This window comes from Eisenbergiella massiliensis (genome assembly GCF_003435485.1).
Map to the genome: position 1 here is coordinate 370,788 of NZ_QVLV01000004.1, position 22,937 is coordinate 393,724.

The window sequence follows — 22,937 nt, forward strand, 5'->3', positions numbered from 1 at the left end:
GGGGACGCTTCGCGTCCTGCCAACGAAGCCGGGGATGCTTCTGCCCTGATTTTCATGCGGTCTGCGGCCGTGAAAGGAGAGAAAGAAAAATGAAAGACAAGATTTTTGGTGTTTTGCAGCGTGTCGGACGGAGTTTTATGCTTCCCATTGCTATTTTGCCTGTGGCGGGACTGCTTTTGGGAATCGGCAGTTCTTTTACCAATGAAACCACAATTGCAACCTATGGGTTAGGTAAAATACTGGGTGACGGGACATTTCTCCATGCCCTGCTGGTAATTATGAACAAGGTCGGGAGCGTGGTATTTGACAACCTTCCCCTTATTTTTGCCATTGGCGTATCAATCGGTATGGCAAAGAAGGAAAAAGAGGTAGCCGCCCTTTCCGCGGTAATTGCCTATTTTGTAATGAACACGGCAATCAGTGCCATGCTGGTGCTCCATGGCGACATCCTTTCCAACGGAGAAACTGCCGGACATGTGCTTGGCGGGACCATCGCCTCTGTCTGCGGAATCCAGACGCTGCAGATGGGTGTATTCGGCGGTATCATAGTAGGGTTGGGAGTGGCAGTCCTGCATAATCGTTTTTATAAAATCAGCCTGCCGAATGCGCTGTCCTTTTTTGGCGGGACAAGATTTGTACCTATTATCTCAACACTGGTTTACATGTTTGTGGGAATTGCATTATACTATATATGGCCGGTAGTGCAGAACGGGATTTATGCGCTGGGCGGCCTGGTGACAGGCAGCGGCTATGTGGGAACGCTGATCTTTGGCCTGATAAAAAGAGCGTTGATTCCCTTCGGTCTGCATCATGTATTTTATATGCCGTTCTGGCAGACTGCTGTGGGCGGAACCATGGAGGTTGCGGGACAGATGGTGCAGGGGGGACAGAATATATTCTTTGCCCAGCTGGCTGATTCTGCCAATGTGGCCCATTTCAGCGCGGATGCAACAAGGTATTTTTCAGGAGAGTTTATTTTTATGATTTTTGGCCTGCCGGGAGCGGCCCTGGCGATGTATCGCTGTGCGAAGCCTGAAAAGAAAAAAGCGGCGGGAGGTCTGCTTTTATCCGCGTCCCTGGCCTGTATGATGACAGGGATTACGGAGCCTCTGGAATTTTCCTTCCTGTTTGTCGCCCCTGCCCTGTTTGCAGTACAGGTGGTGCTGGCAGGCTCCTGCTACATGATTGCCCATATACTTAATGTCGCGGTTGGCCTGACTTTTTCCGGCGGCTTCCTGGATTTCTTCCTGTTTGGAATCCTGCAGGGCAATGAAAAAACAAGCTGGCTGAGAGTGATTCCCGCAGGAATTATTTACTTTTTCCTTTACTATTTTATTTTCCGTTTCCTGATTGTAAAATTCGATTTCAAGACGCCGGGAAGAGAAGAGGATACTGCTGAAATAAAGCTGTATACCAGGGCGGATGTCAATGCAAGAAAGGACGGAGCGGAAAAAGAGACGGCAGCGGCGGATACTGATTCTGTCAGCACTGCTATTACAAATGGCCTGGGCGGCAGGAAAAATATCAGCGACGTGGACTGCTGTGCAACGAGGCTGCGTTGCACGGTGAAACGTCCCGAGCTGGTAAATGACGCACTGTTAAAGTCCACAGGGGCCTCAGGAGTAGTGCACAAAGGCAATGGCGTGCAGGTAATCTACGGTCCTCATGTTACGGTAATCAAATCAAATCTGGAGGATTATCTGGAAACTGCGCCCAACGAGGAATATACGGGCGGAGAGCAGGAAGCGGCTGTGGATACTGTGGTGTCTGAGGAAAAGCAGGAGAAAGAACAGGACGGCGAAAAAAAAGTAAAAACCATTGTAATCTCCAGCCCGGTTACCGGAAAGGCGGCAGATTTATCAACGGCGCCGGACGAGGCCTTCGCAGGGAAAATGATGGGCGACGGCGCGGCCGTAACGCCTGAAGACCCAATTGTGCGGGCGCCGGAGGACGGAGAAATATGTTTTGTTTTCGATACCAGGCATGCGATTGGATTTTTAACGGATTCCGAAATCAGCCTTCTGATTCATATCGGAATTGATACGGTAAAGCTTGGAGGAAAGGGCTTTGAGGCGCTTGTTGAGAACGGGCAGAAGGTGAAAAAGGGAGATCCCATGCTGAAGCTGGATTTGGAATATCTGAAGGCCAATGCGCCTTCTATTGTTTCACCCGTGCTTTGCACGGAGCTTCAGGAGAATGAGAAAATCCGGCTGCTTAAAACAGGAAACATTACAGCCGGGGAGGCACTTTTCGCGGTAGATATATACGAATAACGACAGGGATAAGACGGCAGTCCGCCGGAACGCTGGAAATTGCCGCAGCAGCCGCTTTTTCCGGGCGGTACAGGAGGGGAATATGTACAGAATCAGGAAAGTTTTGAATCATAATGCGGCAATTGTAATCGGGATGGAGGATAACGGGGAATATCTGCTCATGGGAAAGGGAGTGGGATTCGGAAAGAAAACGGGCGAGCGGGTGGAGGCGGGGCCTGAGACCACCGCTTACTGCCTGCAGCAGCTTACGGACAGAGGGGATGCGAAAGAGGTCATAAAGTCGGTTTCCCCGGTCTGCCTGGAGCTTGCCAACGAAGTGCTCAATGAAGCGGAAAGAGTTTTCGGCAGGATCGACCGTTCCATCCTTTTCCCTATGGCCGACCATATGGAATACGCGGTCAGGCGTATCAAAAACCGGGAGCAGATCAGCAATCCCCTGACAGAGGATATCAGGCTTCTGTTCCACCGGGAATATAAAGTCGCCCAAAGTGTTCAGCCGCTTTTGTGGGAGCGGATGAAGGTGAAAATTGACGAGCATGAAATCGGTTATATAGCGCTCCATGTCCATGCGGCCATTGAGGATGAAAAAGTATCCCAGGCCATGCAGATTGCGCGCGCCGTCCGGGAATGCGTCACTCTGGTGGAGCAGCAGACGGGGATGAAAATTGATGTCATGTCCCTGGCCTACAACCGGCTGATGAACCATGTGCGCTATATGGTGGCAAGGGCTCTGAGCGGGGAACGGCTCAAGCTGAATATGAATGACTATATGCGGGTAAAATTTCCTGAAGCCTTTGAAACGGCGGCTGTTATATGCGAAGAAATCGGCAGGAGCCTGAACAGAAAACTGGATGATGTGGAAACAGGATACCTGGCGATGCATATTGAGCGGGTGAAGGATGATGAAACAACGGGAAGCGCAAATAATAAAGCAAAAAAGACAACGGAGGAATATCATGCTGGATGCGGTCATTAAAAGAAGGAGTATCCGAAAATATAAAGAGGAAGAAATCCCGGTCCATATGGTGGAGGAGGTTCTCCGGGCGGGGCTTCTGGCGCCTTCCTCAAAGAACCGCCAGCCCTGGAAGTTCATTGTGGTAACGGGAAGGTCAAAAGCAGAGATGCTGGAGGTGTTCAGGCAGGGGCTGGAAAGAGAAAAGAACAGCCCTCTGCTGCCGGAAAGCGCGCCGTATATCGGCGGGGCGGAATACACCCTTCAGGTTATGAAGCAGGCTCCGGTGATTATTTTTATCGTCAATACATTAGGCCTGGAGGTAAACCGGGGCTTAACCCCGGATGAGAGGATTTTTGAATTATGCAATGCGCAGTCCATCGGGGCGGCGATTGAAAATATGACGCTGGCCGCGACAGATCTGGGACTGGGAAGCCTGTGGATATGCGATACCTGTTTTGCATATCAGGAGCTGAACGGCTGGCTGAATGCAGGCGGGGAACTTATTGCGGCGCTGGCCCTGGGATATGCGGATGAAGCGCCGGCCGTAAGGCCGAGAAAAAGCCTGGAAGAAGCGGCGGAATGGAGATACTGAGCTGGCAGGGCATAAAAAATAAAGCATTCCTGACGCAGAAAGGGTGAAAAAGATGTGGAAAAAAGAAATTATCTATGATTCGGCAACGCCGGTTCTCTATTATCTGGTGCAGGAAAAAGGGGAATTATTCCTGAAACATACCTATGACTGCGCCTGTGAAAATCCTCAGGTGGAGGAGTGCTTCATCGTCCCTTCAAAGAATACGGAAAGAAATAAGGCCTGCCGGATCAGCGCAAAGCGTCCTTTCCAGGTAATGGTAAAGGAAGACGGCCATAAGGCGGAGATATTGTTTGACGGAGCGGAGGAGGAAATCAGCGTCACCATTTATCCGGGCATACCCCACTGTGATATTATGGGAAACTCCATTTCCCTGGACTTTGAAAACGGAAAGGAGTTTGAAGAAGCTGTTTATCAGTTTTACTGGAGGACGCTTCTTCCTTCCGTTGCGGAACGCACAGCAGGAGCGGGCTATCCGGTGCGGGACGGCTATGTGGTGAGCACGCTTCAAAAAGAGGTATATGCGGGTACTTATCCTGATGTGGATCATGAATTCCAAATCAAAGGACGCGCGGCCATGGCGGATAGCTTTGATCTGGGGTTGATCCGCCGGATGCTGGAGCTGCAGCTGAAGCTGATGGCGGAGGATCCGGAACAGCTGTACCGGGATCCCTGCGCCCTGCAGCCGAATGGGGTCAGGGAATACCATGTGAGAAGAAACAGCAAAGATCTGCAGACCAACGCGGTAATGTTCCTTATTACCGGAAATGTGGAAATTATAGAATCCGCATGGCTTTATGTGGCGGCCTCCAAAGACTTGGCCTGGTTTGAAAGGAATAAGGAAGGGCTGGAAAATTCCCTGACTCTTGTGGAGGACTGCATGGACAGGCAGGGGCGTCTTTGGTCCGATGTTTATTATGAAGATCAGATTATCAAGGACGGAAGGGAATGTATGTCCGCCGCACTGGCAGCCGATGCCATGAGGAGGATGGCGGATCTGGAGAGAAGAGCCGGGGACAGCGAAAAAGAAAAGCATTATCTGGCGCTGGAAAGAAAGCTGGCCCGGGCCATGACGGCGGATCTCCCGGCAGGCTTCTGGGACCGGGAAAACGGACGTTTTGCCGACTGGGTGGACAGAAGCGGCGTCAGGCATGATCATATCCATCTGCTGGCAAATGAACTGCCGCTGCTGTTCGGCTATGCGGATGAGGCGCAGGAAAAAGCGGTGCAGAAGCTTGTGGAAGAGTGCTTCGGAGAGTTCCAGCGGTTTCCCACCTTTTTATCAGCCAGGATACAGGACTATACCGATTCGGAAATAGGAGTGCCCTATGACCTGTGCGCGGCAGGAAGATACTGGTGCTGGGATTTTGCTTACTGGGTGTCTCAGGGCAGGAGGGATATGCTGGAGCAGCAGCTCCTGGCCGTCTGCCGGCAGGCAAGGCTGGATGATTATCTGATGGGTGAACGCTATGATATGAATTATATCTTCTACCAGGATGATAAAAACTGGCACGGCGCCGCCCACTATTATGAATATCCCTGCGTATTTATCTGGAACCTGCTTAGGGGGTATCTGGGGGTGCAGCCCGATCTGGATGTGGATCTGAGGATTGCCCCCATGCTCAATAAAACAGGCCGGGTTCGGCTGGAGGCAAAGCCCTACGCTTTGGAATATGAAATGAAGGAGAACAGTTTTTCTTTAACCAATCTGCTGGACCGGCAGAGGACATTCCTTCTGTGTATGGACGGAAAACAGAAAAAAGTTGCATTGGGTGCGGGCGAAAGCCTTGTATGGGATATGACCGAAGGATGATTGCTGTGCCTTTCATTGTCAGGGCTTAAGATATTCTTAATTTGCCAGCCACTGCCCGGAATGATAAAATTTCTGTATATAAACAGAACAGAGGAGGTATCTTATGTACCAGATTTCGAATTTTATGGATAATGATGATGTGAAAACACTTGCGTCTGCCGGCCCGTTTTCAGTGATTGAATATGTCCGGGATCTGAGCGTTATGCCATCATCGGCAACGGTTGCTTACTTCAGCAGCCAGATGAATGTGAGAAAACGTCAGGTGGTATGCGACCTGAGCAAAGCCAGTGTTACGATTCAGGCAGGGGCCATGCAGTGGATGCTTGGCAATGTAAATGCGACAACCGGCATCAAAGGCGTGGGAGATCTGTTCGGGAAAGCGGTGCGCGGCAAGGTTACCGGAGAATCAGCAATTAAGCCGGAATATACGGGGGACGGGCTTCTGGTGCTGGAGCCAACCTATAAACATTTGATTTTAATGGATGCGGCGGACTGGGGAGGCTCTGTTGTACTGGATGATGGACTTTTCCTGGCCTGTGATTCCAGACTGAAGCACAAGGCGGTTATGCGTTCCAATCTTTCTTCCGCAGTGGCCGGCGGCGAGGGCCTGTTTAATTTAAGCCTGAACGGAAGCGGCGTGTTCTGTATTGAAGCGGACTGCCCGCGCGAGGAGCTGGTGGAAATCACCCTGCAGAATGATGTGCTGAAGGTCGATGGGAATATGGCGGTTGCCTGGAGCGGAAGCCTGGAATTTACGGTGGAACGTTCCGGCAAATCCCTCATCGGTTCGGCGGCTTCCGGCGAAGGTCTTGTCAATGTGTACCGCGGGACCGGCAAGGTGATGATGGCCCCCATTTCCAAGATGCCGAACGTTTAAATTATCCTGTAGGAGCTGCCTTGCTATCTGGCGGGAGGCGTCTGCTTTTCCCTGGCTGAGTTTGCCGGGAAAAAGTCTGCCGCTATAGGAAAACCCAAAACGGATATAATATGAAATAACAGAAAACCACTGGCTCATAAACCGGTGGTTTTCTATTCTTTATCCCCACAAATTTCGAAAAAAGGAGAAAAATATGAAGCTGCTGATTGCCGAAGACGATCCGGATATGCAGAAAATCCTGAAGCTCTATCTCCAGCGGGAGGGCTGTCAGGTGAATATTGTTGACAACGGCCGCGCCGCCATTGATTTTTTGTCAGAGGATCAGGTGGATCTTGTGATTCTGGACTGGATGATGCCGGTTCAGGATGGTATCCAGACCCTTAAGGAAATCCGGCTTTTGAATTTTCCGGTTAAGGTTCTGATGCTGACAGCCAAAGGCGAAATCGAAAATGAAATTACCGGGCTTACCTGCGGCGCGGATGATTATCTGCGCAAGCCCTTTGATATTGAGGTATTCCTTCTGCGGGTGAAAAAGCTGTGCCGGGCGGAAAATATTATGAAATACCGGGAGCTTCTTTTGAACCCGGCAACGATGGAGGTGTCGAAAAACGGACAGCGGCTTACCCTTACGAAAACGGAATTTGAGCTTTTGCATTGCTTTCTTGGCAACCTCAAAACGGTGCTTTCCCGGGAATGGCTTTTAAATCATGTATGGGGGATGGATTTCGAAGGGGACAGCCGTACCGTAGACACAAATATCCGCCGCCTGCGGAAAAAAATCGGAGAGGATTATATCCGGACGCGCGTAGGGATGGGTTATGTAATGGGGGAAGAAAATGCATAAAAACAGGAAACGCTTTCACAGGCTGTCCGTAAAATTTATATTTGGGATTACAGGCATTCTCCTGCTGATTCTTACGGCCACTCTTTTTATTAATTCCCGCGTCATGGAAAGATATTATCTGCACAGACAGAGAGAAAATGTCCGGCAGGCAGGAGAAACCTTAAAGGAGGCACTGGCACGGGGATGCACCCCGGAGGAAGCTGCCCTGGAGCTGGAAGAAAGGGAAAATGTGCTGGTGGCTTTTTCCCGGAATACGGATAATTATGACAGCTTAAGCAGTGACCTGCGGGAAAAATTCAGACAGAAAGGCCTGGGCTTTCAGAAGTTCTGGCTCTGGGAAGAGGATTATATTTCAGCAGTGCAGAATGGATACCGCTTCCGGCTGTATGGGCAGGAAAAATTAAATTACGGAATTCTGGTGGAGTATATGCCTGTAGGGGAACAATTATATGCGATTGCTGCAATAGTGCCTGATGCGGCGGATTTTATCCGCCTGGTTAACCGTTTCAGCATTGTGCTGTATGCGGTTTCCCTGGCGGCGGCTGTGGGGCTGATCAGCCTGTTCGTAAAGCATATCACCAATCCGCTTCGGCAGATGGAACACTTTTCCCGGCAGCTTTCCCGTCAGGAATATGCCGTTTTGGATATCCGTACAGGAGATGAACTGGAAACCGTTGCAGAGAGCATGAACCAGATGAGCCGTTCCCTTCGTGAATATGAAAAGCAGCTGCTTAATAAAAACAGGCAGATGAAACAGCTTCTGGATGATGTGGCCCATGACATCAAAACGCCGGTCTCCCTCATTGGCATGTACGCCTCCGGCATAAAGGACGGCCTGGATGACGGCACCTTCCTGGATACAATTGAAGAACAGAACGCCAGGATTTCCCGTCTGGTGGAACGGCTGCTCAGCCTGTCCCGGATCGAAAGCAGGGAATACCCGTTTTCGCCCATCGCCCTTGATACGATACTGCATAAATGCATGGAGGACCAAAGAATGGCCCTGCATGCCCGGGGAATGTCTTTTCAGGAGGAGCTTGCCTGCGATGTGCAAATCATAGGAAACAGTGAGCTTGTTGCCCTGCTGTTTTCCAACCTGCTGTCAAACGCGGTAAAATATGCCTCTTCCGGCGCCGTGGAGGTGACGCTTTGCAGGATGGGAGAATGGTGCCGGTTCCGAATATCCAACGGGTTTAATAATGCCGCGCTGGATCCGGAACGGATTTGGGATCCATTTTATGTAGGGGAGCCTTCCCGCAGCAGGGCACTGACCGGAACCGGCCTTGGACTTGCTATTGTAAAAAGAATTGCAGAGCAGTATGGCTATTCTGTCCGATGTGAAATCGGGGAGGGAAGGATATTGTTTGAAGTATTGTTTCCGGCTGCATTGAAAAATGAAAATTAAAAGCAAAACAAAAGAAGAGATTCGAAAGGCATAAACGGATATAAAAAAGTATCCGCTTATGCCTTTTTTGTCACATGGTTGTAACAGCCCTCTGTTAAACTTCCTGATATCGGGCAGGATAAATCTATAGGATCGGCTTACAGAAGGAGGAATATAAAAAACGATCGCAGACTGCCGGATTATTTTATTAAAAAAGAAAAATTGCAGCTGCTTAATGAGTAGGCGCATTTACTGTGCCTGCCGCAAAAACAGCTATGAAAACTGATGGAGAGAAAGAGATGAAAACAGTAAAGCTTTTAAAAAAATCCGTCTGCCTTATACTGCCGATTGCGTTGATTTTGGGCGGATGTGCCGGAAAAGCTCCGTCTGTGGATCAGTCAGCGCAAGACGGGAAGGAATCTCCGGCGGACATTGCAGATGGGACAACGACAGACTCATCGTTAGAAACACAAACAGATGCTTCAGGCGGCCGGGTTTCCGGACTCCCTTTTGATTTCCAGGTAAATCCGGAAAACTTTGAACTGACTATGGAAACCAGGGGAACGCTGCTGACCGTTTCACAGGGAGGTAAAGAGCGGGAGTATTCAGATTATCAGGAAAAAGACGGTACTGTCAGCTGGCGGTATCCCGGGGAAAGGACATCTGTCGCCATAACGCCGGCGGAGGACTATTTAAGCGTAACAATCACTTCGGAAACAGAGGAAGATAATACCTTTGTATGGCCGGAAATTTCAGGGGAAACCTATTATTTTCCCTTTGGAGAAGGAAAACGGGTGCCGGCAGGGGACGCGGTCTTTAGAGAATATCTGAACGGACAGGAATTTTCCGTGCTGGAACAGCTTTCCATGCCTTTCTGGATTACCTCGTCCGGAGAATTTTCCATTCTGTATATTGTGGAGGATCCCTTTCGGACGAACCTGCAGTTTTCTGCAGATCCCGCTATCACCTTCTCTGTTTCCCATGACTATCCGGCAATTGATAGGAGCAGATCCAGCAGTTACCGGATTTATCTGACCGGCCCGGATCCGGTAAGCGCAGCCAGGCTTTACAGGAATTACCGCATGGAACAGGGTGATTTTATGACACTGGAGCAGAAGGCGCAGAGCAATTCGGATATCCGTAAGCTTTATGGCGCTCCGTTCATTTATCTGTGGGGAGAATTCCTTATTTCCCCTGATGATATTGACTGGAAGGCTTTCCGGCAGGCGGCGGATTCTCCGCTGACAGTGTATCTTTCATCCTTTGCCGGCAGCCAGGAAAACGGTTCAGAATTTACAGCAGCGCTGGAAGAAATAAAAAAGCAGGATTATGTAGCTGAATATCAGAAAAATACAGTATGCAGTTATCTCAGCCAGCTGCTGAAAAGGGGAGATTTCTGGGATCCAGCTGTTTTTACACAGCATTCCCCGGCGATGACGCAGCTTTTGGCAAAAGGGTATGAAAATCTGACCGAAACAGAAAAAATTCAGGTGAAAAAAGAGGCATTGGCCGTTAACTGGCCGGAGATTTTTACCGACGCAAAGCAATGGACGGATTCCGGGACGACGGAGTTGCTTCAGGGACTGAAGGAGAGCGGCATTGACCGGGCCTGGATAGGCCTCAACAGCTGGGAGCAGGCGTACGCAAAACCGGAGCTTGTGGAGAAAGCCGCCGCGCAGGGGTATCTGATCGGAAGCTATGATTCCTATCACTCCATTCACGAACCGGGCAAAGAGCAGTGGATAACGGCGCAGTTTGAGGATACAGCTTTATATGAGGAAGCCACGATTACGGACAAAAATGGAGAAAAAGTGGGCGGCTTTCAGAATGTGGGGCGCAAACTGAATCCTGTTCTGGCTTTTCCTGCGGTGGAAGCACGCATGGAGGACATTATGTCGAATTCGCTTCCGTTTAATTCCTGGTTTATTGACTGTGATGCAACCGGGGAAATTTATGACGATTATTCACCATCCCACCCTGCAACCCAGGAAGAGGATCTGGCGGCCAGGCTGGAAAGGATGGCCTATATCCGGGATCAGTATCGTTTTGTAGTGGGATCTGAGGGCGGCAATGATTTTGCGGCTTCCACGATTGCCTTTGCCCATGGAATCGAACTGAAGACCTTTTCCTGGATGGACGATGACATGAAAAAGAATCGGGACAGTGAGTACTATATCGGAAAGTATTACAATCCCGCCGGCGGAGTTGCCGAACATTTTTCAAAAAGGATTCCGGTGAAAGATAAGTACTATACATTGTTCGTGGACCCCAGGTATGATATTCCACTGTACAAGCTGGTATACAACGATTCCGTTATCACAGGCTATCACTGGGACTGGTCCACCTTCAAAATCCAGGGGGCGACGGCGGACCGCATGGTAAGAGAGGTTCTGTACAATGTTCCGCCCCTGTACCACCTGGATGCGGCGGAGTGGAAGCGGTATCAGAAGGATATTGCCGCACATCACGCCGTGTGGTCAGAATTCAGCAGGAAGGCAGTGCTGCAGGAGATGACAGACTTCAAATATCTCACGCAGGACGGGGCGGTGCAGAAAACTGTTTACGGAGAAAACATTGCCGCGGTGGCCAACTTTGCAGAGGAAGCATATGAATATGAAGGAAATAGTATCCCGGGACATTCCGTATGGATACAGATGGACGGGAAAAGCATGATTTACACCCCTTCCCTCCAGTCCGGGAATGCATAAACGCTTATGATAACAGGAGAAGCAGAGCTTTTGATTTGGAGAATACATTGCGGTTAAACTTCAAACAGGGTATAATCAGAGAAAAGATGCATCTGGGAAATGCAACTGTAAAAGCATAGGATAGTTATGTAAAGGGAGTCAGTGAAAGACAGTCAGTGAAAGGCAGAAAGCGGGGATAAAATGGACAGACCATTGCCAATCGGAATCGAAGATTTTAAAAAACTGAGAGAAAACAACTTTTACTATGTGGATAAATCATTGCTGATAAAGGAACTGCTGGATAACAGAAGTGAAGTAAGCCTGTTTATGAGGCCGAGACGTTTTGGCAAGACATTAAGTTTAAGTATGCTCAGATATTATTTTGAGCAGATGCCCGTGAGCGATACGAATACAGATAATAATAACTTGTTCAAAGGGCTTAAGATTATGGAAGCCGGTGAAAAATATACGAAACATAAAGGTCGGTATCCGGTAGTTAACCTTTCTTTAAAGTCTGCAAAGCAGCCGGACTGGAATATGGCTTATGATGCAATGGTAAATGAAATTGCAAAGGAATTTGAACGCCATGACGATGTGCTTGAAAGTGCAAGGCTGCTGCCGGACGAAAAAGAACTTTTTTGCCGGATCAGAGGAAAAAAAGCAGCCAGAATTGATTATGCGATGGCAATGGAATTCCTTACCCGTTGTTTGAAAAAGGTTTATAGAAGAAATGTAATTGTCCTTCTGGACGAGTACGATGTTCCACTGGAAAATGCATATTTTAACGGATTTTATAAACAAATGACAGATTTCATCCGTTCCTTTTTTGAATCGGCGCTAAAAACCAATTCCAGCCTGGAATTTGCCGTAATCACTGGCTGCATAGTCTCGGCTAAAGCCGAGCCATTGGGAGAATCTCCGATTCTCCTGTGCAGGGGTAATGACTTCTGTCGAAGTCATTCGGAGAGTATATTTACCGGACTGAACAATCCGGAAATGATTTCAATCCTTAATGTAAATTATGCGGAGCATTTTGGTTTTACCCAGCCGGAAGTGGAACAGCTTTTGGAAGCCTATGGAATCAGTAACAAGAAAGGTGAAGTCAGGCGCTGGTATGATGGCTATGTATTTGGAAAGACAGAAGTATATAATCCGTGGAGCGTACTGAACTATACGAAAACGGCGGCTGTTGATAAGAATGCTTTTCCGAAGCCATACTGGGCGAATACTTCCTCCAACAGTATTGTCAGGGAACTGGTGGAACGTGCTGATGGCAGCGTAAGGCAGGAAATGGAAGCATTGATTGAGGGAGAAGTGATAGAAAAGCCGGTTCACGAAGAGATTACCTATGATGAAGTATATAAATCAGAAGAAAATCTGTGGAATTTTCTGTTTTTTACAGGATACCTGAAAAAAAAGGGTGAACGGTTTGACGGTGAAACTGTTTACCTGGAATTGGCGATTCCAAATACAGAAGTAAAGCTGATTTACAGAAATACGATAATGGACTGGTTTCAGGAAAGAATTAAAAAGACGGATTTCTCGGCTTTGTATCAGGCCGTCCTTGGGAAAAATGTGGCGGTTATGGAAAAAGAACTGTCCGGGAATCTGATGGAGACCATTAGTTTTTATGACTATAAGGAAGATTACTATCATGGTTTTCTTGGCGGGCTGTTGAAAATGATGGACGGATATATAATAAAGTCCAATCGGGAAAGCGGCCTGGGGAGAAGTGACCTGCTGCTGCTTTCCGCACCCTATGAGGGGAAGGCGATTATAATTGAAATAAAAATCGCAGATACCTATGCAGAGCTGGGAGCTAAAGCAAAAGAAGCATTGACTCAGATCGAAGACAGGCAATATGATGCTGAACTGAAACTGGAAGGCTATCATACCTTTATTCTGTATGGAATTGCTTTCTATAAAAAGCTTTGCAGAGTAGCCGTAAAAGAGTGATATGTCAGCCAAAATTCAGGGTATCCCCCATGCGTCTGCTTATGCATGGAGGATACCTGTTCATTACTTCACAGTTATTGCTAAAATCCATCCTGAATCGCCTGCGGCGATGGATTTTGGCACTTCTGAATCACTTCCTTACGGTCAGCGCGAAGCGCTGTCCTGCCGATTAGTTCCCCTGGAGGATACCTTCCTTATATTTGCCGGGAGTCGTTCCCTTGAGCTTCTTAAATATGCGGATAAATGCGTTGCTGTCCACAAAGCCGGTCATCTGCGCGATGTCCGCAATTTTTAAATCCGTTTCATTCAACAGGGAAACGGCGTTTGAAATCCGCACTTCATAAAGGTAGTCGATAACGCTTTTCTGATACTGCTCCCTGAATTTACGTGACAGGTAGGACGGGGTAATCTGAAAATGTTCGGCTATTGTATTCAGATTGATGTTAACATCAAAATAGTTATTGTCTATAAAGCGGCAGATATCCTTTCCCCATTGTCCATAGGAGGGATTTTTGCAGTTTTCCGCAATCTCCCGGCAGGCCGCCAGATAAGCGCGGCAGGTCTGGGAGAGCGCTTTGGGCAGAGACTGGGAAAAGAAGGACTCATCCAGGAAGCTTAAGGACTCCGGCTGCAGGCCGTAATGCGTCTGGCAGTATAGCCGGAGCTTGACAGTGGCCTGATAAAAGAAATAATAGCAGCTTTTGGCGTCGGCCCAGGAGAGTTCACATTTTTCGAGATTTTTTTCTATATCATTAAAATATTCGGTTATCTGCGCCTGATTACACGTGGTGACAAGATTTACAATATACTCGCTGGTGTTCAGCGGGATGGAGCCTATGATCTGTTTCTGGGGAATCGTCTCATAGAGACAGATCCTGCCCGTTTCAAACAGTCTCTGGTATTCCAGCGCGGTATCCGCCTGCAGGCAGGCTTCCGGTATCTTTTCCTGGGACTGCAGGCTGCTGATTCCGGCTTTCAGGGAAAGCTGGAAGGTATCCGACAAAAATCCTATCAGCCTTTCCGTGAGCTGTTCGATCTGTACAAGCGGACGGTCAAGCTGGCCGGAAACCGGAATCAGGACCGAAATCTTTCCTTTGCGGATTCCGAAATGGCTGTCAGGGAACTGTGGGGAAAGAAGCTCCTGGAATACATTTTCAATCGTAAAGGCGGTCAGTCCCGCCAGTCCCTCCGGTTCATTCAGGCTGCCTGTCCCTTCCACGGAAAGCAGCACGACGCAGACCGTGGGAAAGGAAAGGTTAAAGGAAAACTGTTCGGCAACCTGCTCCGGTATCTGGCTGAATTCTATTTCTCCGGAAAAGATTTTCTGGAGATAATTATTTTTCAGCATCATTTTTTGTCTGGCTATTTCATTCCGGTTCTCGGTAAGTATTTTCATGATCAGATGATATTCGTTTTGGGCCGGCCCCACAGATTCGTCCGTATCCCCTATAAATTGCAGGATCTGGGACACCGGCTCATAATTTTTACGGGAATAATACATGATTACCACAAGGCCTGTAAAAATACAGATCAAAATCGTAAGCAGCATGATTTCCAGCAGCCGGGTCATCTGGGCCTGGTAGTCCTTCTTTTCCGTAATGGATATGAGCGCCGTACCGGAAATCTGTAACGGATAATAATCTATAATGACCTTTCCCTGGTTTTTTGTCTCATAAAAGGACGCATCTGGCCGGTCTGTGAAGTAAGAGGCGATTTCCGCTATGGGCAGGGCGGAAAGGCTGTCGTCTTTGCTGCCGGCGGCCAGCAGAAGCTGTTCCTGATCCACCAAAGCAAAGGCGCAGGAATATTCCAGAAGAAGCCGGCTTTGCAGCCGGGTCAGCAGGCTTTTGTTGTCAATCTGGATGCACAGCACAGCCAGCGGCTTTCCTGTGATATCCGTCAGAAGGTTCTGGGCTATAACGATGAAGTTTTTCTCCCTGTTTGCATAGCATATGATACGGTTTTCCTGCAATGCGCTGCCGATCGCATCCCAGTCGCCGTCCGTCATGGTATTGCTTTTTGCTTCCATGGCAGGCAGCAGGGACTTTTCAAAAGTGGAAACAGGGTTTACGATATAACCGGAATCAGGAAAATACAGGTTGATTCGCTGGATGAGCGCATTGGATATCTGCATGGCCGCCAGATCCTTTTTCAGATAATAGCGGTCCATGACAGGCGTGGATCCAGGCGTGCTTTTGCTGTTGGCAAGAGCGACTACATATTTATTCAGCTGAATATGGGAGCCAAGCGTAATCGCATCACGGAATACGGAATTGATCTGCTCACCGGAATTTTCCAGCATCAGATGCTGGCTGGCAATGGTTCGTTCCTTTAAAGCATTATAGCTGTGAAAATAATAGAAGGAACAGATAATGATGGGAAGCAGCAGAACGCTGGCATAGGAAATTAGTGTTCTCCAGAATAAACCTGTTTTTTTCTTTTTAGAATCAGTCTGCCGCCTCATAAATCAATCACCCTTTTTATTATTATTACTGTAAAATAAGTATACCATAGGCTGTAAAAAAGCCAGTATTATTTTTCTAAACAAATATTATATTTCTGAAATATTGCGGCAGATACATATGAATTTCCTTTTTCCAAGATTTACGCAGCCGGTTTTCCGGGCTATGCTGTAACTGACATTAACCGAAGCGAGGCGCGCCGGTTCGGAGTGATTTTCAAAAAAACATCATTTCATAAAAAGGAAGGACAGTAATTATGAAGAAGAATTTTCCAAGCAAATTAGGAACTGCCGCGCTGGCAGCCCTGCTGACTTTTTCGTCCCTGTTCACAGGCTGCGGCAGCAGCGGACAGACTCAGGCGGATGCATCCGTTTCCAATAAAGAAGAAACCGGAAGCGCAGCGACATCGGGAGAAGAGACGCCTGTGCTCACAGTCTGGTCTTATTGGACAAATGGAGATCTGTATAATGACCAGGGAGACTGGGAGTACTGGCAGGCTATCGAGGAAGCCTGCAATGTAGATCTTCAGTTTGTTGACAGTTCAGGCGGCAAAGATGCTCTGTCGCTGCTAGCAGGTACAGATGATCTTCCGGATATTATTATTGAACTTGAACCGACGATTCCGGGCGGTGTGCAAAAGCTGCTGTTGGACGGCTCCATTATCCCTCTTAACGATCTTATGGATAATGGATACATGCCTAATTTTAAAGCATATTTGGAATCCGATCCGGAGGTTGACAAGCTATGCAGAAATAATGAGGGACTGTACGCATGGGCACCTATGATCAGAAAGCCGGATTCCCCGCTTGTTTTCAATGGAAATATGATTAGGCAGGACTGGCTGGATGAACTGGGGCTGCAGATGCCGGAAACTGTTCAGGAAATGGAAGATGTTCTGGTTGCCTTCAAGGATCAGAAGGGCTGCGATTCCGCATTTTCCTTTATTTATGGAAACTATAACATTATGGTCAACAGCTTCGGAATCAGAGAAGGGATGTATGTAGACGGTGATAATAAAGTGCATTTCGGGGCAATTGAGGATGAGTATCTGGATTTCCTGACTCTGTTTAACCGCTGGATGAACATGGGAATCCTGGATCCTGATGCCTTTACCCAGGATACGGACGCTTTTTTTGCCAAAATTTCCAGCGGAAGAACAGGGCTTGTATGGGGCTATACCGGCGGAACTCTTGGAAAGATACAGACCATACAGGAAGAAAACAAGGAAATGAATTATCAGCCCACCCCCAACCCTGTTTTAAATAAGGGAGATAAATTCATTGTTGACCAGAGCAGCTACCGGATCAATAATATCGGCGGTGCGATTTCCGCAACCTGTTCCAACCCGGAGGCTGCGGCCCGCGTGCTTGACTATACCTATGGCGAAGAGGGAAATATGCTGGCCAATTACGGCAAGGAAGGCGTGACCTATGAAATGGTTGACGGCAAACCGGTATTTACGGACTTTGTCCTTCATAATCCGGACGGGCTGTCCATTGAAAAAGCGCTCTCCATTTATGCCGGCTGCAATAACAAGCCCTTCCTGGTGGAAAAGGATTATATGCTGGGCGGATATGCTTATGACGTGCAGAAAAAATCCCTGGAAGTCTGGGCAACTCCCGATGCCACAGTGAAGGATATGCCCCCTGCAACCATGACGGATGCGGAGCTGCAGGAATATAACTCCATCATGACTGATATTCAGACCTATCTGGATGAATTCAAGCTGAAATTCATCCTGGGCACGGAGCCTCTGGAGAATTTCCCTGAATTTGTGGAAAATATCAGGAACATGAATATTGAAAGGGCGATAGAAATCAGACAGGCGGAATATGACAGGTACCTGGCAAGATAATTGATACCGGCAGGCCCGGGCTTTGGGAAAAGCTGCGGGCCTGTTTGAAAGAAGGAGTCTTTATGAAAAAGGACAGTTATGCTGCCAGGCTCTGGCAGAATGTAAAAAGACATAAGGGACTGTATCTTATGATATTGCCGATTGTGGCCTATTACCTTGTGTTCTGCTATTACCCCATGTACGGAGCGCAGATCGCTTTCCGTGACTATACCCCCAAGCTGGGAGTGCTTCACAGCCCATGGGCCGGCCTGAAGCATTTTGCGGAATTTTTCAAAAGCGTGTATTTTGAACGTCTGATCCGCAATACCCTGAGCATTAATCTGAAAAATCTTCTTTTCGGCTTCCCTGCGCCGATTCTGCTGGCGCTGCTTTTAAATGAAGTGCGCAGCCAGGGATATAAAAAATTTGTGCAGACGGTGAGCTATATGCCGCATTTTATTTCCACGGTGGTAATTGCCGGAATGGTTCTTCAGTTTACGGCTACGGACGGCTTCCTGACACAGCTGATGACGTTATTTGGCTATCCCAAACAAAATCTGATGATGAACCCTTCCTTTTTCCAGCCCATTTATGTAATTTCCGATATATGGCAGGGGATCGGCTGGGGCTCCATCATATATATTGCAGCGATAGCGGGGATTAATTCGGAATTGTATGAAGCGGCGAGAATGGATGGAGCGGGACGGTGGAAACAGATGATACATGTGACGCTGCCGGGCATCCTTCCCACGATCATCACCATGTTTATCCTGAGAGTGGGGAATATGATGAATCTTGGCTTTGAAAAGATCATTTTGCTTTATAATTCCTCAATTTATGAGACTGCGGATGTAATTTCCACGTATGTTTACCGGAAGGGGCTTGTGGATCAAAGCTACAGCTTTTCCACAGCAGTGGGACTGTTTAATTCTGTCATCAACCTTACATTGCTTTTTATTGCAAATAAACTCTGTAAAAGGTTGACAGAACATAGCTTATGGTAGGAGTATATATATGAAAAAAAGAAATCTGGGTGAAGGGGTATTCCAGATATGCAATGGCCTTGTGCTGCTGCTTGTCTCGCTTGTGACGCTGTATCCCTTTTTATATGTCATTTTTGCTTCCTTCAGCGATCCTCTGAAGCTGATGGGCAATTCAAGCCTGCTGCTTAAGCCGCTGGGATTTTCGCTTGGCGCTTATAAGAAGGTATTTTTAAATCCTTCCATTTACAGCGGCTACATGAATACGGTTTTTTATGTGACCGTGGGAACGCTGGTTAATATCCTGGCGACCTGCATGGCGGCCTATGTGCTGTCAAGAAAGCAGTTTATGCTGCGCCGCGTGCTTACTATCATGTTTATTTTTACCATGTATTTCAGCGGCGGGCTGATTCCCGGCTATCTGCTGATTAAGGATCTGGGAATGATAAACAGCAGGCTTTCCCTGATTCTGCCCGGCGCTGTCAGCACCTTTAACCTGATGATTATGATAACGGGGTTTGAGGGGATTCCGGAATCGCTGGAGGAATCGGCGCGCATTGACGGAGCCGGGGACTGGACTATTCTGTTTCGGATCATCATGCCGCTGGCCAAGCCCACAATTATGGTAATCCTGCTGTATTATGCGGTAGGACACTGGAATGCCTGGTTCCACGCCATGATATATCTGCGGGATGCGGACAAAATGCCGCTGCAGATTTTCCTCAGGGATATTCTCACCAGAAGCCAGCTGGGAGCCATGACCGGGCAGACAGATGTGGAGGATGTGGGGCAGACGATAAAATATGCGACGATTATTGTTTCCACGGTGCCCATACTCTGCGTGTATCCGTTCATCCAGAAGCATTTTGTAAAGGGCGTCATGATCGGGGCTGTCAAAGAATAGCGGTTCTGCAGTTACTTTAAAAATAACAGTTCTGCAGTTACGTTAAAGAGTAAGAAAAGGAGGCTGTACGGATGGTACGGACATTTGCAACACACAGAATCAGGAAAACACAGGAGTTGTCCTCCTGTCTGTGGGATTTTGAAACGCTGCCTGAAGAGGGAGGAACGGTTGGAGAGACAGCCGGGGGGAAAGAGACTGCCCCGGGTAAGGGGACGGCTCCGGTTAAAATGAAAACCGCAGTTCCGGGCTGCTGGGAGAACTGCCCGGATACGTTAACCTACCGGGGAAAGGCTGTTTATGAAAGAAGATTTGCCTGCGAAGGCAACATACGCCTGGAATTTAAGGGGGTCAGCCATACGGCACAGGTATATCTTGATGATATGCGGATAGCGGAGCATTACAATGCCTATACCCCGTTTTCGGCAGTGGTAAAGGAGCTTCCGGCGGGGGAACATACGCTGAGAGTCTACGTTGACAATTCCTTCGGCCCGGATTCGGCGCTGCATGTGCCCAATGATTACCAGACCTACGGAGGAATTACCCGTCCGGTGGTTCTGGAGGAGCTGAAGGATGCGTACCTTACGAAGCTGCATTTTACTCCCCTGCGCAGGGACGGGCAGTGGTATTTCGTGATAAAAGGAGAAGTAAAAAATTTATCCGCGGCGCCTTTTGAGGGCAGGATCCTGCTTTCCCTTGGGGAAGAGACGGTGGCGGAGGCTGCTGTGCGGGCAGAAGGAAACGGCGTATGCGGATTTGAAACGGAGGAAACACTTTTCCCGCAGGCGCAGGAGTGGTGTCCGGAAAATCCCGTATTATATCTGCTGAATGCGGTTCTGCTGGATGCGCAGGGCCGGGAAACGGACGATCTCATTGATCGGGCAGGCTTCCGTGAGGTCCGTATTGAGGGGAAGGATATCCTGCTGAACGGACGGAAGCTCAGGATTAAGGGCTTCTGCCGCCATGAGGATCATCCCCAGTTTGGCTGCGCCCTCCCTTTTGCGGCCATGCAGCAGGATTTGCTGCTCATGAAGGATATGGGAGCCAATTCCGTGCGTACCTCTCATTATCCCAATGATGAAATTTTCCTGGATCTGTGCGATGAAACAGGCATGCTTGTATGGGAAGAGAACCATGCGAGAGGGCTTTCAGAGGAAAACATGCGAAATCCCAACTTCGAACGGCAATGCGAGGACTGTATCCGGGAAATGATTGAGGCGCATTACAACCATCCTTCCATTTATATCTGGGGGATTCTGAATGAATGCGCAAGCCATACGGAGTATGGAAAGGAATGCTATCGTAAGCAGTATGAGCTGATCCGCCAGCTGGATCAGAGCCGGCCGCGCTCCTCTGCAAGCTGTCAGTTTAAAACGGATATCTGTTTCGGACTGCCTGAGGTGGTATCCTATAACATTTATCCCTTATGGTATCATGACACGCCTGTACAGGACTACCTGAAAGGCCTTTATGACTGGGTCCAGGAGGAATCGGAAGGCGCAGGAAAGCCGTTTTTGATAACGGAGACGGGCGCGGGCGCCATCTATGGCTGCCGCACACCTTCCCGGGTAAAATGGTCTGAGGAATACCAGGCTTATGCCATTGAAAAACAGCTGGAGGCGGTTTTCGGGCAGGAGGGCTGCAGCGGCGTTTATCTCTGGCAGTTCTGCGACTGCAACGTGTGTGACAGCTGGTTCGGCGGCCGGCCGAGAACCATGAATAATAAGGGAATTGTGGATGAATACAGACGGCCGAAGCTGGCTTATGAGACGGTTAAGAGAATGTTTGGCAGTGTGGATACGTATTTCTGACAATAGAGAAAAAAGATAAGGTTCTGTTGCAGATATTTTCGGGATGAACAGATGGATATTGTCCCGGAAGAAGCAGGGCAAAAAAGCAAGACGAAAGCAGCAGGGCGGACACAAAAAGAAACGGCGTGAAATATGCCGTTTCTTTTTGCGGTATGGGCAATATGGAGCATGACGCCGCAGCTTTTTTATACGGCGTCCGAAGCATTGGTGTGTTTGAAAATTGCTTTCAGGCACCGCAATATCAGTATTCCTCCATAAATTTTTGTAGGGCGTCTGCCAGCTTTCCTACATGAATCTCATCCACAAACGAATGGTGTGCCTGGACAGAGAAGGGCAGCAGGATTCTGCCGTCTCTTTCAAAATATTTTCCCCAGTCAAACAAAGGCGTGGCGTTTTCCTTTTTCCCGGAATTGGTGTGGGAAATATGGGTATAAGATATCCAGGGCATGGGGGAGCACTGAAACACATCATTTCCCAGCGGCCCGGTGAAATATTCCTTTTGATCGGCGGCGGTCCTGGCGGCCAGCGCCACATATTCCTCCAGGCTGTCTGTGAGAGCTACATTTACCACCTTAAAAAGCTCCGTTTCCCGGTTAAGATAGGTGAAAGCGGTGTCGATTTTGTCGAATAAAACCACCTTGCCATCCAGGAAGCGGTAGCGGAATTCTTCAATTGTATTTGCACAGCTGCAAGCTGCATAAACCATAGCCAGGGTAAAGGATAATTTCCGCTCTTTGATTTTTTTGAGAAAACCGGTAATATCCAGCTCAAAGGTTACGCAGAATGCGGGTTCTGTGCTGTTTCTGAAAACCACGCAGTGAACGGCCCGTTTCCAGTTTGTTTCATCGATTACCTGATACTGATTTGCCATGGGATACCTCCGGTTGGATTTTGTTTTTATGTTGTTTTGCCCGCCGGGACGGCTTGTTATTCGTTGTCCCTGATTACTTGGCAAGGGGAGCCGTAGGCTATCGTATTTGACGGGATGTCTTTGGTAACCACGCTTCCCGCGCCGATGACAACATTGTCGCCGATGGTAACGCCCGGAAGGATAATGGCCCCACCGCCGATCCATACGTTATTTCCAATGATAACCGGCGCTGTCCGGGTCTTGCAGAATTCAAAGGAGCCGTCAGCCTTTTGCTCGCCGAATCTTTCCCTGGCGCTGGTTGGATGGAAGGCTGTGTAAATCTGGACGTTCGGCGCGATGAGGGCGTTGTCGCCGACGATAATTTTATTGGAGTCCAGGAAGGTGCAGTTTAAATTCACCTCGCAGTTGTTTCCAAAATAAATGTTGTTTCCGTAATCCACATAAAAAGGAGCGGTAATCCACAGGTTTTTTCCGCGGCCGCCAAGCAGTTCCGATAAAATCCTATCCTTTTCTTCCGCATCCCGGGTATCGGTGAGATTGTAGTCACGCATGAGATTTTTGGCCTTGTGCCATTGGTTTAACAATTCGCTGTCCCCGCAGTCATACAGCTCTCCGGCCAGCATTTTTTCTCGTTCTGTCATAGAAATTCTCTCTATACTTTCTTATTTATTTTGCACAAAAAAGCCTTTGTTTTAGCCAT

At 48.4% G+C, this 22,937-nt stretch carries 16 protein-coding genes; 13 read left to right on the forward strand and 3 right to left on the reverse strand.

The genetic code is table 11. The features are described 5' to 3' along the window. The first annotated feature begins 89 nt into the window (after nucleotides 1–89). The 9 genes from DXC51_RS08555 to DXC51_RS08595 all read left to right on the forward strand — a co-directional run bounded on the left by DXC51_RS08555 (nucleotide 90) and on the right by DXC51_RS08595 (nucleotide 13,378). Entirely contained in the window at nucleotides 90–2,273 is a 2,184-nt protein-coding gene (locus DXC51_RS08555; protein WP_117544293.1) for a PTS sugar transporter subunit IIABC, read from the forward strand. Nucleotides 2,274–2,355: 82 nt separating this feature from the next. Beyond that, nucleotides 2,356–3,249 (forward strand): PRD domain-containing protein, encoded by an 894-nt coding sequence (locus DXC51_RS08560; RefSeq protein WP_117544278.1) that lies wholly within the window; start codon nucleotides 2,356–2,358, stop codon nucleotides 3,247–3,249. Further along, nucleotides 3,230–3,820, forward strand: a complete 591-nt coding sequence (locus tag DXC51_RS08565; RefSeq protein WP_117531557.1) for a nitroreductase family protein — start codon at nucleotides 3,230–3,232, stop codon at nucleotides 3,818–3,820. Before DXC51_RS08560 ends, DXC51_RS08565 begins: the two co-directional genes overlap by 20 nt. 52 nt (nucleotides 3,821–3,872) lie before the next feature. Beyond that, nucleotides 3,873–5,630: a glucosidase family protein gene (locus DXC51_RS08570; RefSeq protein WP_025489390.1), complete on the forward strand. Its 1,758-nt coding sequence runs from the start codon at nucleotides 3,873–3,875 to the stop codon at nucleotides 5,628–5,630. A gap of 103 nt (nucleotides 5,631–5,733) precedes the next feature. Next, a complete protein-coding gene (locus DXC51_RS08575; RefSeq protein ID WP_025489391.1) occupies nucleotides 5,734–6,507 on the forward strand; it encodes an AIM24 family protein in 774 nt (257 codons plus the stop codon). Between the two features lie 193 nt (nucleotides 6,508–6,700). Next, on the forward strand, nucleotides 6,701–7,351 hold the full coding sequence (locus DXC51_RS08580; protein WP_117531555.1) for a response regulator transcription factor: 651 nt from the start codon (nucleotides 6,701–6,703) through the stop codon (nucleotides 7,349–7,351). Continuing rightward, nucleotides 7,344–8,756, forward strand: a complete 1,413-nt coding sequence (locus DXC51_RS08585) for a sensor histidine kinase (RefSeq protein WP_025489392.1) — start codon at nucleotides 7,344–7,346, stop codon at nucleotides 8,754–8,756. The genes DXC51_RS08580 and DXC51_RS08585 overlap by 8 nt, the downstream gene beginning before the upstream one ends. Before the next feature lie 278 nt (nucleotides 8,757–9,034). Further along, nucleotides 9,035–11,443, forward strand: a complete 2,409-nt coding sequence (locus DXC51_RS08590) for a glycoside hydrolase (RefSeq protein WP_025489393.1) — start codon at nucleotides 9,035–9,037, stop codon at nucleotides 11,441–11,443. Between the two features lie 180 nt (nucleotides 11,444–11,623). After that, a complete protein-coding gene (locus tag DXC51_RS08595; RefSeq protein ID WP_117531553.1) occupies nucleotides 11,624–13,378 on the forward strand; it encodes an AAA family ATPase in 1,755 nt (584 codons plus the stop codon). A 169-nt stretch (nucleotides 13,379–13,547) separates the two neighbouring features. Here the strand turns inward: DXC51_RS08595 and DXC51_RS08600 are convergent, their stop codons facing one another. After that, nucleotides 13,548–15,842: a helix-turn-helix domain-containing protein gene (locus DXC51_RS08600; protein ID WP_025489394.1), complete on the reverse strand. Its 2,295-nt coding sequence runs from the start codon at nucleotides 15,840–15,842 to the stop codon at nucleotides 13,548–13,550. A gap of 254 nt (nucleotides 15,843–16,096) precedes the next feature. Here DXC51_RS08600 and DXC51_RS08605 point away from each other — a divergent pair, with 254 nt between their 5' ends. The 4 genes from DXC51_RS08605 (at nucleotide 16,097) to DXC51_RS08620 (ending at nucleotide 21,366) form a co-directional block, all read left to right on the forward strand. After that, nucleotides 16,097–17,695 (forward strand): extracellular solute-binding protein, encoded by a 1,599-nt coding sequence (locus DXC51_RS08605; RefSeq protein ID WP_117544279.1) that lies wholly within the window; start codon nucleotides 16,097–16,099, stop codon nucleotides 17,693–17,695. Between the two features lie 62 nt (nucleotides 17,696–17,757). Then, on the forward strand, nucleotides 17,758–18,678 hold the full coding sequence (locus DXC51_RS08610; protein ID WP_021637106.1) for an ABC transporter permease: 921 nt from the start codon (nucleotides 17,758–17,760) through the stop codon (nucleotides 18,676–18,678). 10 nt (nucleotides 18,679–18,688) lie between these two features. Next, nucleotides 18,689–19,558: a carbohydrate ABC transporter permease gene (locus DXC51_RS08615; RefSeq protein ID WP_021637105.1), complete on the forward strand. Its 870-nt coding sequence runs from the start codon at nucleotides 18,689–18,691 to the stop codon at nucleotides 19,556–19,558. A 71-nt stretch (nucleotides 19,559–19,629) separates the two neighbouring features. Further along, entirely contained in the window at nucleotides 19,630–21,366 is a 1,737-nt protein-coding gene (locus DXC51_RS08620; protein WP_117544280.1) for a glycoside hydrolase family 2 protein, read from the forward strand. 241 nt (nucleotides 21,367–21,607) lie between these two features. On the opposite strand, the gene DXC51_RS08625 is transcribed toward DXC51_RS08620, so the two are convergent. Then, nucleotides 21,608–22,237 (reverse strand): CatA-like O-acetyltransferase, encoded by a 630-nt coding sequence (locus DXC51_RS08625; RefSeq protein WP_117544281.1) that lies wholly within the window; start codon nucleotides 22,235–22,237, stop codon nucleotides 21,608–21,610. A gap of 56 nt (nucleotides 22,238–22,293) precedes the next feature. Beyond that, on the reverse strand, nucleotides 22,294–22,878 hold the full coding sequence (locus tag DXC51_RS30575) for a sugar O-acetyltransferase (protein WP_117544282.1): 585 nt from the start codon (nucleotides 22,876–22,878) through the stop codon (nucleotides 22,294–22,296). Nucleotides 22,879–22,937 lie beyond the last annotated feature (59 nt).